Below are 14,093 nucleotides of genomic sequence, written 5' to 3' on the forward strand. Positions count from 1 at the left end.
CGTTCTTAGAAGAACGAGACATACGAAAGAAATATAGGGAGTGGATTGCCTAGGAGGCGGAATTCTGCGCTAACCAGTTCTCTAGTTCTTCAATCTCTTTAAAGAACTGAATTGGCTTTGGCATGTCCTCTACCGGGAAGTAGTGGAGCAATGAACCGCTCACTAGGATTTGCTTAGCAGGCACTTGCTCTGCCAACTGCTCTAAGTATTCAGAAACGGTGGTGCGTAGAAAAGGCGTGGTGAAGACAGAGTAAACAAAATCTGGCTTGAAGTAGTTGGCAGCTTTTACCAGATCTACCAAAGGCAGGTGCTGCCCCAGGTATAAGGTGTAGAACCCAGCAGAGCGCAACAGATAATGCACATATAATAAGGACAGTTCGTGCATTTCGCCTTCAGGCAAATATAGAATCACGCGCGGGGCGCTTTCTTGCCTTTTAACCGGTAACGCGTCAATGGCCACCAGCATCTTCTGCCGCACCAACTGGCTCATGAAATGCTCATGCGCGGGCGTGATGTTACCTGTCTGCCACAGCAAACCAATCTTATGCAGGAAAGGGTAGATAACGGTGCGCACAGAGACAGAGAAACCCAATTGCAGAATGGCCCTACTCAAGATGCGCTCAAAAAGCACTTCGTCCAGCTCTACCATGGCCACAATCAACTGGGAGATGAACTGCTCCTGCCCTAGCTCTGAACCGGTGATTTTGAGCACCTCCTGCGCAACCTGGTCGCGGGGCAGTTGGGCAATTTTGGAAATTTTGTATCCCTCTTGGTAGAGCAGGGCTACGTTGAGCAGGTTCTTGAGGTCTGCGTCATCATAGTACCGGATATTAGTATCCGTGCGCTTAGGCTGCAACAGTTGATACCGCTGTTCCCAGATACGCAGGGTATGCGCCTTAATGCCGGATAAATGCTCCAACTCCTTAATAGAGTATTGCGCCACAGGTGTGAGAGGTTAAAAGGTCCACTAAGTTAACGCTTCCGGGCCATACGAAAGAATTTAGGATGTACCCACAACATGCCAAACGACTGAGAACCGTCTCTGCCTTTGGTTTTGTGGTGTACTTTGTGCGCTATGTCCAAGGCCCTAAGGTAGGTGTTTCTTGTCTTGCCAAACAGCTTCATGCGCCTATGGATAAACAAGTCATGCACCAGAAAGTACGCCAACCCATATAAGGTAATGCCTACTCCCACCCAGAACCGGTAGTCCAGCGCCTCTGTCCCGTAAATAAAGCAAAGCGCCGCAATCACCCCGTAAAAGACAAATGACACGTCATTCAGCTCAAATTTGTGGGTGTGCGGTTTGTGGTGCGACTCATGGATGTTCCACAAGACCCCGTGCAGCACGTACTTGTGTACCGCCCAGGCCACCAGCTCCATCAACAGAAACGTTCCTAACACTATCGCCGCGTTCGTCAGCATATTCTCTCAACCAATGGAGGTTAATTTTGTTTTTACGAAAAGGAATTTGATGATTTTAAATGCAAAAATTCAAGGACGGCTTCATCTAAGGAAGCCTTTTACAAAGCCATTTTTGGCTTTGTTTCCGGAAAACAGGCCAAAAATGGAGGCAATCAACTAGTCTCTAATTTCTAAACCCCTTAGGTGAATCATACTGGAAACTTACCAGGTCAAAGGCTGCTTATCCAGGAAGGACTGGATGCCGCGCTGGCAGTCTTCTGTAGAACGGGCGAAGGCGTTCTTCTCAGCGGCGTATTCCAGGGCGTCGCGCAAAGGCAATTCCTGCACGCGCGCAATCATCTCCTTGGTGGTTTCCATGCTCTGTCCCGAGTTCTGGGTGCACAGTCGCTGGGCCAGTTCATCTACGCGTTGCGCCAACTCGTCTTCGGCTACCACCTCATTGATCAGGCCAATGGCCTGCGCTCTTTCCGCGGAAATCAAGTCACCGGTCAGCAAAAGTTCTTTGGCTTTAGACTCTCCTATCTTGCGCAGCAGGAAGATTTTGACAATGGCCGGGATGAAGCCAATCTTGACCTCGGTGTAGCCAAACTTGGCGCTAGGGATGGTGTAGGCAAAGTCACAGACCGTGGCCAGTCCGCACCCGCCGGCAATGGCGTGGCCGTGCACCTGCGCAATGACCACTTTCTTAAGCGTATAGATTTGGTAGAACAGCTGCATGAGGTGCGTAGAGTCCTCCATGTTCTCCTGGAAGGTGTTCTGCTGCAACTGCTGCAGGTACTCCAGGTCTGCCCCGGCGCAGAACACCGCGCCCGCCGCCTTAAGCACAATCACTTTACAGTCGTCGTCATTCTCAGCGTAGTCAAAGGCCTTCTTGAGCTCGGTGACCACCTGGTAATTGAGCGCGTTGCGCTTCTCCGGACGGTTGAGTGTAATATACCCCACACGATTAGCACACTGGTACTGAATGTATTGCAGGGATAAGGTTTCAGCGATGTTCATATCAATGTCGGTCATAGTCTATTTACCTACGAAGAGCCAAACTTAAAGGTATGAAAATTCAGAAAACTCGCATTGAAAAACGACTTGGTTTACCGTACGCGTATCGTCCAGGCCCCTTCCCTTTCCAAATCATAAACCTGGTAACCAGCAACCTGTAACTCCTGCGTTTTGCGCTGCACATACCAGGGTGCATTGGTCTGGTCCAGCACCACGTACCGGCAGTCAAAGGCCTCCTGTAGTTGGGCTGGGCTGGCCCATGCATTTTTCTGCAAAACCAGCACATCAACTTGTATTGGCTGAGCCAGCTTTCGGGGCAGTTTCTGTAACCACAGGATCCGCTTGCCCTGCCAAATTAGGAGTCTGTTTCCATCTGCTGTCTCATGTATTGCCAGTTCCCGTTTTTGGCTTGTTTTCCAGAAATCAGGCCAAAAACGGTGCTTCTCCTGAATGCCCTTCGCCCACCAATGTGGCTGAATGTTATAGGTGAAATTCTTAGGCTGCGCATGAAAGGCTGAGTCTGCAAACAAGAGGGCTCTTCGGCCTTGCAGAATGCCTACCGCGCTGCTTTTTCTTGTGCTGTATAGGATCAGTTCCTGGGTTTGGCAGTGGTGACGGGCTTCCACTATCTCTGTAGTAGACACAAAGGCCAGACAGACGGCGGCCAGGCCAAGCCATGACAGTTTTCTATACACTAAGAACAACACGATACCTATCATGAAGATATACAAGGCCAGCACTTGCCCAGTCGTGATGACAAACCCATCCAGCACCGAATACGGCCATTGCTCCACCCAGAGCAAGAATTCATTCAAGCACCAAAGAGTCCACTTCAATACGAATCCAATGAAAGCATTGAGATATGGCAGCCAGAACAGAAGCATGAAGGCCACGCCAATATACAGGCCTAACGAGGTGAGCGGCACCGCCAGCAAATTCCCGACCCAGAAGTACACCGGAAACTGATGGAAATAATACAGGCTCAAAGGAAACGTAGCCATTTGCGCCGCAATGGAAATGGCAAACAACTCCCAAGTCCAACGTACTAGCTTCCGTTCTGGGTACCAGAGTTTGAGGAAGAGCGGCTGCAATAAGACAATGCCCGCCACCGCCAGAAACGACAGCTGAAAGCCCACATCAAACAAGAAATTGGGGTCATACAGCAACAGTACCATGGCCACGGCCGCCAAGGTATTTAGAACGGAAGATTTGCGGCGTAACAGCAAACCCAATTCCACCAACGAGAACATGCACACCGACCGTAGTACCGACGCCGACAGCCCCGTCACGAACGCATAAAACCAAACTACGCCCACTATGAACAGGAAGATGACTAACCGTGATTTTCGGCCGCGCCGTAAATGCTTAAGAAAGAAAAGCAGCACGCCATACAACAAACCCACATGCAGACCACTCACGGCTAGTACGTGCATGGTACCAGTTCTGGCGTAGGCATCCCGAAGTGATGCATCCAGGTTATCCTGAATCCCCAGCACCAATGCATTGGCAATTGTAGCTTCGCGTTTGGTATTTATATTTGTTTTAAAGGCTGCTTCCAGCGTTTTACGGACTTGTAAACTGATGGCCACTAGCGCACTTGGCGGGCTTATGCCTATGACTTGCCAGGAACCCATGGGTAGATACGCCTGCCATTGAATATGCTTGAGAGTGAGGTAGCGGCGATAGTCAAACTGAAAAGGATTGGCTGGCTTAGCTGGCGGCGTTAAAGCGCCTTTGATGAGTAGTTGCTGCCCATATTGCAAGGCGTCGGCCTCTGGCGAGTACGGTAGAAAAATGGCCACTTGTCCATCTGCCGCGTGCCAGTTGCCCAATGAATCCCGCACGGCCTCCACCCTTCCTACTGAACTCACAGAGGTTGGCTTTAGGGCCACCGCCTTAACCAGAGTCACTTTGTAATGGGTAACGGTAGCAGCTGGAATGGGAAGCGTTTTTGGGCTGTTTTTCAGAAAAGAGGCAAAAAACGACAGATAGAAAATTGCCGCCAATCCAAGCCAACCGGTCCACGCTCTGGCTTTCCAGTTAGGTTTTCTTAAAGTGACGTACCAGGCTGCCACAAAGGAGAGCACGCAGAATGCCGCAGTCAACCCTATCCAAGTCCCACCATGGCCAAAGTAGTAAAATAGCAGAATGCCGGCCAACGTTGCTGCCAGAGGGCGCATCATGCCAGTTAAGCGGGGTTTAGCCATTCAATGCTAGGTTTCTAAGGTTGAATTAGATGTAATCACCTGACTGCCTACCAAATACGCGGACTTTTACAGATGCGTTTTATCAGGTAGAACCCAACAGCCTTAAAAACAGAAAGGGCATGCTACGCATGCCCTTTCTTATAAACTGAAATGTTGGTAATTAATCCTCGCGGCGGTACTGCTGACGGCGGCGCGGTGGGTCTTGGTGACTGTCACTGCCTTCAGACTGTTCACGTTCCCGCTCTTGCGCGCGGCGTTCATCATGCTTGGTATAGGCGTCTACAATGCTCTTCACCAATCTATGGCGCACCACATCGTCCACGGTCATCTCCACGAAGCCAATGTTGGGCACATCCTTCAAGACGTTAATGGCCTCTATCAAACCTGATTTCTGGTTGCGCGGCAAGTCTATCTGCGTTCGGTCCCCGTTGATCATCACCTTGGAGGTAGGTCCCATACGCGTCATGAACATCTTGATCTGCATGGGCGTGGTATTCTGGGCCTCATCCAAGAGAACAAACGCGTTGCTCAAGGTTCTACCGCGCATGTAAGCAAGAGGTGCAATCTCAATCACCTTGTTCTCATAGTAGTATTTGAGTTTTTCTATGGGAATCATTTCTTCCAGAGCGTCATAGATGGGGCGTAGATACGGGTCTACCTTGTCCTTCATGTCACCCGGCAAGAAACCGAGGCTCTCGCCAGCTTCTACCACGGGTCTAGAGATGATGATTTTCTTCACCTCTTTGTTCTTGAGCGCGCGCACGGCCATGGCCACCGAAATGAATGTCTTACCAGAACCAGCCGGCCCCAGTGCAAACACCAAGTCATGCTTGTTGATCATGTCCACCAGTTTCTGCTGATTAGGCGTCTTGGGCTTGATCACGCCGCCCTTGCTGCCGTACACAATCACGTCTGGCGAGGTGATGACCACGTCATCCTCAAAGTCATTGTCGGCGGTCAGGAACTTGTGAACGCTCTTGTCTGTGATTTTGCCAAACTTATGGTAATGCTCAATTAGCGAAGACAGGATCTCATGAATCTTGGTGATCTCGGGCGTCTGGCCCTGGATCTTGATCTCATTGCCCCTAGAAATGATTTTGCTGCTAGGAAAAGCGGCGGCTAATTGCTTTATATTTTGATTCTCTGCCCCCAGGAAGTCTATCAAAGAGATATCCTCAAGGGTTATCGTTTTTTCTACCAAAGGCGTGTGTGTTTAAAAGGGTTTATGAACCAATCTACCGAAAAAACAGTAGTTTTGTTATGAAACATATATAGAATTTTTAAAGTTCTTCTGACCGACCGTTCCCATGGGTTTTATCACGTTATTGTCAGATTTTGGCACCACAGACCACTACGTGGCCGCGGTAAAGGCTAAAATCCTGACGCTCAATCCTGCACAAGTTATAGTGGACATTACCCACCAAGTGGAGCCGTTCAATATTGCGTACGGATACCACGTGATTTCCTCGGTGTTTGAGGACTTCCCGGCGGGCACCGTCCACATACTGGCCGTGGACACGCACGGCAGCAAACAGGGACGTTTCCAGGTGGCCCGGCACAAAGGGCATTATTTTGTCTGTGCGGACAATGGCCTCCTTTCCCTCCTCACCGAAGGCGACCCAGAGCAATTGATAGACCTTCCTGAGCAGCCCAACTCCCCGTCGCCGGCCAGAGACATCATGGTTCCTGCCGCCGTGGCTTTGGCTCAAGGTGCCTCCATGGCCGAGGTAGGCGACCTAGCCGACGGCATGATGCAGCTCATCAACCGGCAGCTTAAGCTTAATGACCATTCGGTGACCGGGCACGTGGTGCACGTGGACCATTACGGAAACCTTATTACCAACATAAGCAAGGATAGTGTTGACGCCATTGGCCATGGCCGGCCGTTTGTGGTCAAGTTTGCCCGGGAAAAGGTAGACCGCATGTATTCGCGGTACAACCAGGTAGGCGAAGGCGACTGCGTCATCTTATTCAACCGTCAGGGCTTCCTCACCATTGGCATCAACAAAGGCCACGCTTCTGAGCTGCTGGGTATGTACTTTGACTCAAGCGTGGAGGTGCAGTTTGCCCAGAGCTAAGGCTCATGTACTATTGGTGCGTAGAGCGTTTTTAAGCTATTTCCCAGGAAAGAGGCTAAAAACGATTTTTGATACCCTTTTAGCCTCGTTAAGTATTCTACCAATATTTTTAGGCTGATATTAGGGAGCGAGGTTTAATAAATTCAAGTGAGCCATTCTTGCAAGAAAGTCTTAAGTCCCATCATTTCAAATTTAAAATTTCTACTGAAGTTCCATGTTGATTAGAATAGTGCGCATGACGTTCCAGGAGGACAAGGTGGAAGAGTTTTTAGCCATCTTTCATGCGTCTAAGCACAAAATTGCAGCCATGCCCGGTTGTCACGGCGTGGAGCTTTTGCAGGATTACCACCAACCTAATATTTACCACACCTATAGCACTTGGGAGTCTGACGACGCCCTGAACCAATACCGCCAGTCAGAATTATTTGGCACCGTCTGGAAGCCTACCAAAGCCTTGTTTTTGGCGCCAGCCCAAGCCTTCTCTATGCGAAAAGACTAACACTTGAAAGGGTAACTGTATCTTCTACCCTGGCTCTTACGTCTATTATAATCCATTCCAAGCCCATAAAACTGTGAATTACTTTAGCTTTTACCAGATACCAGAAAGCTTTCTCCCAGATGAGAAAGCCATACAGGCCAAATACTACGCCTTCAGCCGCGAGTACCATCCAGATTTCTATACGCTAGAGCCACAGGAAAAACAGCAGGAAATTCTGGATAAGTCAACCTTGAACACCAACGCCTACCGCACGCTTTCCAACTTTGACAAGCGCATGCAGTACATTTTGGAACAACACGGTTTGCTAGAGGAAGGCGGTGCCAATGACTTGCCCCAGGACTTCTTGATGGAGGTGATGGACCTAAACGAACTGTTGATGGACCTTGAGATGGAATATAATTCTACCACCTTCAAGATTGTCTCTGACCAAACCATGGAAATTGAAGGACATATCAAGGCTGAGATCTGGCCAGTGCTGGAAGCCTATGAAACTTTTCCCCCTGAAAAACAGGCAGAAGCGCTCAAACAGATAAAAAATTACTACTTAAAAGAGCGCTACCTCTTGCGTATAAAGGAATCATTGAATAAGTTTGCATCCTCTTCTGACAGATAAACCACCTCAAAACGGTCAGTCTCTCAGAATCTACCGAACAGTAAATGCCCAGATGGCGGAATTGGTAGACGCGTTGGTCTCAAACACCAATATCTTTGATGTGCCGGTTCGACTCCGGCTCTGGGTACTGAAACAAAAAAGCCACTGAAGATTCAGTGGCTTTTTTGTTTACTGGTTGTTAGTAAGGTGGCAAACCTTAAAAGGCCTCTATTATTTGCACTATAAATTTACGAGCGAAAAAATACCTACTCTTTTTGACTAGCAGAAGCTACCAGCGCGTCTTTGTTTTCAAGTAAGAACTCCAAGACTGTTTTTGCGGGCCTTCCGAGGATGTACGGAATATCATTCTGAACCATCGACATATACGACATTCTTCCATCCAGCATTTGCTTAACGAATTCGATGTTCGCGCTGGCGTACCAACTATCTGCCCCTTCGGATATCCAAGCTTCAATCAGTTGCTTGAATTCTTCTAAGCCTTTCTCCTCGCACCTGATTTCAAGTCCGGTTACTTCACTCATGAGCTGGGCGATCTCTTTCCCGTTATGGCTCTCCACACTCAGCCAGTAATCCTTGCTGGCGTGCCGCTGGGGTCCCTCCACCAGGACCTTTGCCGCAATGGCCGCAATGTCACTCGAGGCGATGTACCCTACCCTGCAGTCTTCCCAATAGGTAGTGTAGGTAAGGTTCTTTGGCAGGTAAGCACTTGTAAGGGCTTCCATGAACATATTCGGGTGGAGGTGCGTCCAGGCCATCCCGCTCGCCTCAATGTATTTCTCAATCATCTGGTGCCATGCAAAGTGGGCATCTGTCGTATCCCATTCGGCGAATACGCCCACATGCACGATATGACTGACGCCTGCTTTCTTCGCAGCATCCACCAGTGTCTTGCTCTGCGTGAGCATGCCAACCGTGTAGCCGGTTAGTAAAAAGACTCGGTCAACGCCGGCAAGTGCAAGTGCAAAAGTTCGCGGATCATCAAGGTCAAGGTACCCGCAGTCTTTCCCTTCGCTGCGAAGCTGATCCACCACGTCCTGTCTGCGTGAAGTGATGCGGACGTTGACGGCCTTGCCTTCCAGGTCTTTCACCACTTGCTTGCCAATTGTTCCGCTGGCGCCCAAAACGAGAATTGTCGGATATTGATTATTTTCCATTTGAGTCTGTTCAGATTCTTCTATTTGCAATCCGATGGAGTGCTTTTGTTATTTCTCTTCTTGATTTATCTCGTTTCCTCTATGCTTCCAACCGCCAATTGAAGACCTTAATAATTTAATCCTAAAGCTTAGGTGTTCCCATTTGACTACCTAAAAACCCATAGTTTTTAATACTCTCCCTTATTACTTATTCTACTGTCCTCCTTAGTGTTGCTTCCATTGATCTCTGCCATAATCTCTGCAAATAGTCGGGTAGATTTTAGTCGGTCATGAATATCGTACATGGTAGAAACAGCAATGAGCTCGTTTACTTGGGTCTGGCCGAGGAATGCCTGTAGCTGCTTCTTCACCGTTAGCCTGCTACCCACAAAGGAGTATTTTAGCATCTGGTGCACCGCAGGATGCTGGCGTATTTCCATTAATTCGTTTGTCATCTCAGTAGGTGGGTGCAGCGGTTCCTTGGCCCCGGTCAGCACCCCCACAAACATCCTGATCAGGCTGGTGAACAGCCTTTCCGCCTCCTCATCCGTGTCGGCGATGTAGACATTCACCCCAGCCATGGTGTAAGGCTGTTCCAAGAACTCAGATGGCCGGAACTCTTGGCGATAAATCTTCAAAGCGTTGAGTAAGTGCGTGGAGGCAAAATGGCTGGCAAACGCGTAGGGCAACCCCTTCTGGGCCGCCAGGTGGGCGCTGTCCGGGCTGGACCCAAGGATATAAACCGGCACCTCCGTGCCTTCGGCCACGGCTGCCCTTACAGGGGCATTCTTGTTCTCGGGCGAGAAGTACCGCTGGATTTTAGCTACTTCTTCAGGAAACGAATAGGACGCCTTCATGAAATCCGACCGGATGGCCTGCGCTGTCGCCTGGTCAGTGCCGGGCGCCCTGCCAAGGCCCAGGTCAATGCGGCCCGGGTATAAATGGGCCAGGGTGCCGAACTGCTCTGCCACTATTAAGGGAGAGTGGTTTGGGAGCATGATTCCTCCTGAGCCCACCTTGATGGTTGAGGTATTCTCTGCCACATACCCGATGAGCAGGGAAGTGGCGCTGCTGGCGATGCTGTCGGAGTTGTGGTGCTCGGCAAACCAGATGCGTCTGTAGTCATTCGCCTCCGCCTCTTTCGCCAGCGCCAGGGAATCGTTCAGGGTCTGTTTTATGGAATTCCCCTCAGAAACAATGGCAAGCTCCAGAATGGAATAGGCTATCTTTTGGTTATCCATAGGATTCGATAATGTTAGGGTATTGTGGCTTTTTGCCTTGCTTCGATTTGCGGCAACTCATTGATTATTGGTTGTCGTCAGTTTCACCTCGATGTTATTGCGGGTGGCATTGGAATAAGGGCATACCTGGTGCGCCCGTTCGGTCAGGCGCTGTGCTTCCTCTATCGGCACCCCAGAGATATTCACCGCCAGGTTAACTGCCAACCCGAATGCGCCGTTTTCAATGGAACCGATCGACACTTCTGCCATCACGGATGTTTCTCCTGTCTTCACCTTTTCCAGGCGGATGACGTGGTTCAAGGCACTGTCGAAACAGGCGGCGTAGCCCGCTGCGAAGAGTTGTTCCGGATTGGTGTGATCGTCATTAACGCCGCCCATGGCTTTGGGCGCCCTAACCTGGATATCCAAAACGCCGTTGTCTGATTTTACATGGCCGTTTCTGCCGCCTGTTGCCGTTGCTGCGGCCGTATACATTGCTTTCATTACTATATTACTTCGTATTTAAGAAAAGCCTACTTCGTTCTCACCTGATATAAACGGTTGCCGGCTAAAACTTCTTCGTAAGAAGGCCAGGACTCCTTTTTCCTCAGATTGTCCATGATGAAATCCCGGATGGCAGGGGCTTTCCCTTTTTCAGCGTCGGCCAGGGCCTGTTCCAATTCCGCTGCATTCAATTCAGTGCAATAGGCCGGCGTGCCGGGCTGCTGTCTCCAAGATTCGGCCAGGCTTCCGCCGTCCACGGTGTCAAAGCCAGTCTGATCAACCAGTTGAGCCACTAGTTTTTTATGCTCCTCGTTATCGCCCGCAATGGAAATTGCTATTCTCCCTTCCGCACCGGCTGCTTTGCCTTTGTATTTTAGGGTGTGTTCCAGGATATTATTAAACACCTTGACAAGCGGGCGTTTCAGTATTCCCGAGATATACTCGCTTTCGGGCATGTGCTCCAGTTCGGCAATCTCACCATCCCGGAAAGGATAATAGTTGGAAGTATCCATTACCACTACCTCCTGCGGTACAGCTTTCAACAAATCCTTCGGCAGGTCTTTGTATGCATTGAAGGGCATCGAGAAGATAAGGGCATCCACGTCTTTTACCACATCCTGTATGGTGGCAGCGGTTGCGCCCAGCTGGGCAGCTATTTTTTCTAATTCAGGCATTGCCCTGGTGTTGGTCACCTTTACCTGATGACCTGCCGCAGAAAATTTTTCTGCTAAAATGCTCCCTATGGCACCTGTACCTATGATTCCTATTTTCATCTCAATCTCTTTATAAATAATATTCTTACATATATAACACCCGGTTCAAGCGAACCAGATAATCAACCGTCAGGTCTTCGTAAGAATCCGCGAATCGTTCCTGAAGTATGGCACCTGCTAAATCCCGGCGTTTAGAAATGCGTTCCTTTTCAGCTGCGGCAACTGCTTCGGCCATTTCATCCAGCCTCAAATCTGTGCAATAAACAGGTGCGCCGGGCTGCAACCGCCAAGAGTCTGCAATAGAGCCTGCGTCAAATGCGTCCACGCCGCTCTCATTTACGAGTGACATCGTAACCTCGCGGTCCGTGTCGCGGTCTGCTGCAATGGGTATTGCGATACGATCCGGGCTTCCGGCTGGCTTGTCTCTGTCCGCCAAGGATCCAGCACCAATAGCGTTCCATGCTTTTGCTATAGGGCGACCCAGTTTTTCGGCGACCCATACACTTTCTACCTGACCGGCATCAATGGCTTCTATATTTCCGTCCCGGTGCGGGTAGTAGTTGGACGTGTCGATTACGACGGTTTCCTCTGGAACATCTGCGAGAAGGCCAGCCATCTTTGGGTTGTGCTGAAACGGTATGGAGAGAATGATGACTTCTACATCCTTCACGGCATCCTTTGCGAATACGGCTTTAGCGCCTGTAGACAAGGTTTCAGAATCAATTGATTCCGGTTCTTTTGAATTGGCAACCTTTACGCTGTGCCCTGCCGCGCTCAATCTTATTGCCAGCGTTTTACCGATGTGGCCGACGCCAATAATTCCTATTTTCATGGTGTGGTTATTCTAGTTGATAAAAATTTAATTCTGTTGATGCGTATGGTGTTCTCAAACTCTTGACAAAGACGGGCAAGCAAAAAGGGGTTCGTTTGCGTTTAACCAGCACTGACTTTTCTGAAAGCCGGCTTCGGAATCTCCAGGTTTCCCCTGAGGGTATCAGCCTCGTATTCCGTCCTGAATATTTCGCGCTCTTGGAGAATGGGAACAACCAGTTCTATAAAGTCACGCTGCCCGTGTGGGTGGTCCTGCCTTATCATGAACATATCCATTGCCCCGGCCTCGTACCAAAGCTGGACCTTGTCGGCAACCGTTTCGGCCGAACCGAAAAACAGAGGGGTAGGTAAGCTGTTTCTTGGGCGAAGGCTCAACAATTCCATATACTTCTCTAAGGCCTCCTTATCTGTTCTCCCCACAATTGGGTTCTGAGAGATGGCTATGATAAAGTCCTCGGATTTCCGGCCTTTTTCTGCCAGCTTTTTCCGTATCCTGCCTGCCACGGCCACTGTGGCTTCCAGCGTTTCGCCATGCGTAAAGGCACCGTCCGTGTAACTGGTGGCATGCTCGATGAATTTCTCGGAGGTACCCGCCGTATACAGCACCGGCCTTCCCTGCACCGAACGGCTAAGGTTCAGTGGTCCGTCAACGGAGAAATAGTCTCCCCGGTAATTTAATGTATGCATCTTGCGGTGGTCTAAATAAATCCCCCGGGCTTTGTCGCGGATAAAGGCATCCTCTTCATAAGTGTCCCATAGACCAATCAGGATCTCCATGAACTCCTTGTTCATGGGATACTGGTCCTCCTTACCCAGATGCCCACGGCTGAAATTCACCATTCCGCCCGGATTGGAGGTGATGGCATTGAGGGAGGCTCGCCCCTTACTTATCTTATCCAGCGACAGGATCTGCCGGGCGGCGCTGTAAGGATCACCGTATGAGGAGGCAATGGTGGCAGACAATCCTATACTTTTAGTTTTCATGCTAAGGGCTGACATGATGCTGACGCCCTCAAACATGCTGAGGTAATGGGGAATATTGCCAGGGCCCACATGGCTCACATCCACCAGAAAGAGTGTGTCAAACTTGGCGGCCTCGGCAAGCTGGGCTTGCTGCACGTAAAAATCGATGCTCTCACTTGCATCTGCGGGCATATCAGGGTGCTGCCAAGCCATGTGGTTCCACCCCAAGCCGTCCAAGACGGCCCCCATCTTCAGTTTCTTTCTCTTACTCATAACGTCCGGGCTTATAAGGTTCAGTGGGTTTGCCTAGAATTCTAACAATCAAGTGGCAAGTGCCTATTCAGTGATACCCGATCATTCTTGGGATTGATGTTTAGCTAGGCCATGAAACCTTTCCCATTTTACATCCCCTACAAAGCAATGAGCTACAGATGAATAGACGGTTGCAAAAGTACGGACATTAACTTACCTTTGTATAGTACTTTCCTAAAGGAAAGTGGAATCACTTATTTCAAGACATATGGCCAATAAAATGGGATACCTGTCCTGCTTGGACACGGTGAAGCCGGTGCGGGATGCGATTGACGTGATCAACGGAAAATGGAAGCTGGCCATCATCATCTCCCTGGGTGCCGGCAATGAGCGGTTCACCGACATCCAGGAGAGCATCCCCGGGATCTCTCCAAAAGTCTTAGCCAAGGAACTCAAAGACCTGGAGCAGCATCAGTTGATAAAGCGGGTGGTAATAGAGGATTACCCGGTGAAGATCCTGTATAAGCCCGAACCCTACGCCGATACCCTGACTCCCATCATCCAGGCCTTAAAGGTTTGGGGTCTTACCCACCGGGAGAGGATTTTCAGCAAGCCATAAACCAGGATTTCTCAAATGTCAGTAGCTCCTGCAAACTAAATGA

General features: G+C 49.8%; 15 protein-coding genes and 1 tRNA gene. 5 read left to right on the top strand and 11 right to left on the bottom strand.

Annotated elements, in window-relative coordinates; all coding sequences use genetic code 11:
* Positions 1-49 precede the first annotated feature (49 nt).
* From TH61_RS00095 to TH61_RS00115, 5 genes are all read right to left on the bottom strand, one after another.
* Entirely contained in the window at positions 50-943 is an 894-nt protein-coding gene (locus TH61_RS00095) for a MerR family transcriptional regulator (RefSeq protein WP_066504196.1), read from the bottom strand.
* 29 nt (positions 944-972) lie between these two features.
* Positions 973-1,422: a sterol desaturase family protein gene (locus TH61_RS00100; protein ID WP_066504201.1), complete on the bottom strand. Its 450-nt coding sequence runs from the start codon at positions 1,420-1,422 to the stop codon at positions 973-975.
* A 201-nt stretch (positions 1,423-1,623) separates the two neighbouring features.
* On the bottom strand, positions 1,624-2,436 hold the full coding sequence (locus TH61_RS00105) for an enoyl-CoA hydratase/isomerase family protein (protein WP_369796909.1): 813 nt from the start codon (positions 2,434-2,436) through the stop codon (positions 1,624-1,626).
* Positions 2,437-2,510: 74 nt separating this feature from the next.
* A complete protein-coding gene (locus TH61_RS00110; RefSeq protein WP_066504212.1) occupies positions 2,511-4,625 on the bottom strand; it encodes a ComEC/Rec2 family competence protein in 2,115 nt (704 codons plus the stop codon).
* 160 nt (positions 4,626-4,785) lie between these two features.
* Positions 4,786-5,826: a PhoH family protein gene (locus tag TH61_RS00115; RefSeq protein ID WP_066504215.1), complete on the bottom strand. Its 1,041-nt coding sequence runs from the start codon at positions 5,824-5,826 to the stop codon at positions 4,786-4,788.
* A 106-nt stretch (positions 5,827-5,932) separates the two neighbouring features.
* Here TH61_RS00115 and TH61_RS00120 point away from each other — a divergent pair, with 106 nt between their 5' ends.
* The 4 genes from TH61_RS00120 to TH61_RS00135 all read left to right on the top strand — a co-directional run bounded on the left by TH61_RS00120 (position 5,933) and on the right by TH61_RS00135 (position 7,942).
* Positions 5,933-6,703, top strand: a complete 771-nt coding sequence (locus TH61_RS00120; RefSeq protein ID WP_066504220.1) for an S-adenosyl-l-methionine hydroxide adenosyltransferase family protein — start codon at positions 5,933-5,935, stop codon at positions 6,701-6,703.
* 214 nt (positions 6,704-6,917) lie between these two features.
* The gene (locus TH61_RS00125; RefSeq protein WP_066504226.1) at positions 6,918-7,202 is read left to right on the top strand and encodes a putative quinol monooxygenase; all 285 of its coding nucleotides are present in this window, start codon (positions 6,918-6,920) and stop codon (positions 7,200-7,202) included.
* 73 nt (positions 7,203-7,275) lie between these two features.
* On the top strand, positions 7,276-7,815 hold the full coding sequence (locus tag TH61_RS00130) for an iron-sulfur cluster co-chaperone HscB C-terminal domain-containing protein (protein ID WP_066504235.1): 540 nt from the start codon (positions 7,276-7,278) through the stop codon (positions 7,813-7,815).
* 46 nt (positions 7,816-7,861) lie between these two features.
* A tRNA-Leu gene (locus tag TH61_RS00135) sits at positions 7,862-7,942 on the top strand.
* A gap of 118 nt (positions 7,943-8,060) precedes the next feature.
* On the opposite strand, the gene TH61_RS00140 is transcribed toward TH61_RS00135, so the two are convergent.
* The 6 genes from TH61_RS00140 to TH61_RS00165 form a co-directional block, all read right to left on the bottom strand.
* Positions 8,061-8,999, bottom strand: a complete 939-nt coding sequence (locus TH61_RS00140) for an NmrA family NAD(P)-binding protein (protein WP_066504237.1) — start codon at positions 8,997-8,999, stop codon at positions 8,061-8,063.
* A 137-nt stretch (positions 9,000-9,136) separates the two neighbouring features.
* Positions 9,137-10,189: an LLM class flavin-dependent oxidoreductase gene (locus tag TH61_RS00145; protein ID WP_066504239.1), complete on the bottom strand. Its 1,053-nt coding sequence runs from the start codon at positions 10,187-10,189 to the stop codon at positions 9,137-9,139.
* 57 nt (positions 10,190-10,246) lie between these two features.
* The gene (locus TH61_RS00150) at positions 10,247-10,672 is read right to left on the bottom strand and encodes an organic hydroperoxide resistance protein (RefSeq protein WP_066504243.1); all 426 of its coding nucleotides are present in this window, start codon (positions 10,670-10,672) and stop codon (positions 10,247-10,249) included.
* A gap of 29 nt (positions 10,673-10,701) precedes the next feature.
* Positions 10,702-11,445, bottom strand: a complete 744-nt coding sequence (locus TH61_RS00155) for an NADPH-dependent F420 reductase (protein WP_066504247.1) — start codon at positions 11,443-11,445, stop codon at positions 10,702-10,704.
* A 25-nt stretch (positions 11,446-11,470) separates the two neighbouring features.
* A complete protein-coding gene (locus tag TH61_RS00160) occupies positions 11,471-12,217 on the bottom strand; it encodes an NADPH-dependent F420 reductase (RefSeq protein WP_066504248.1) in 747 nt (248 codons plus the stop codon).
* A 101-nt stretch (positions 12,218-12,318) separates the two neighbouring features.
* On the bottom strand, positions 12,319-13,452 hold the full coding sequence (locus TH61_RS00165; protein WP_066504252.1) for an LLM class flavin-dependent oxidoreductase: 1,134 nt from the start codon (positions 13,450-13,452) through the stop codon (positions 12,319-12,321).
* 247 nt (positions 13,453-13,699) lie between these two features.
* Here TH61_RS00165 and TH61_RS00170 point away from each other — a divergent pair, with 247 nt between their 5' ends.
* Positions 13,700-14,050, top strand: coding sequence for a helix-turn-helix domain-containing protein (locus TH61_RS00170; RefSeq protein WP_066504254.1), 351 nt, complete (start codon positions 13,700-13,702; stop codon positions 14,048-14,050).
* Positions 14,051-14,093: the final 43 nt, after the last annotated feature.

Origin of the sequence: Rufibacter sp. DG15C (assembly GCF_001577755.1) — a bacterium.
In the GTDB taxonomy this organism is placed as follows: domain Bacteria; phylum Bacteroidota; class Bacteroidia; order Cytophagales; family Hymenobacteraceae; genus Nibribacter.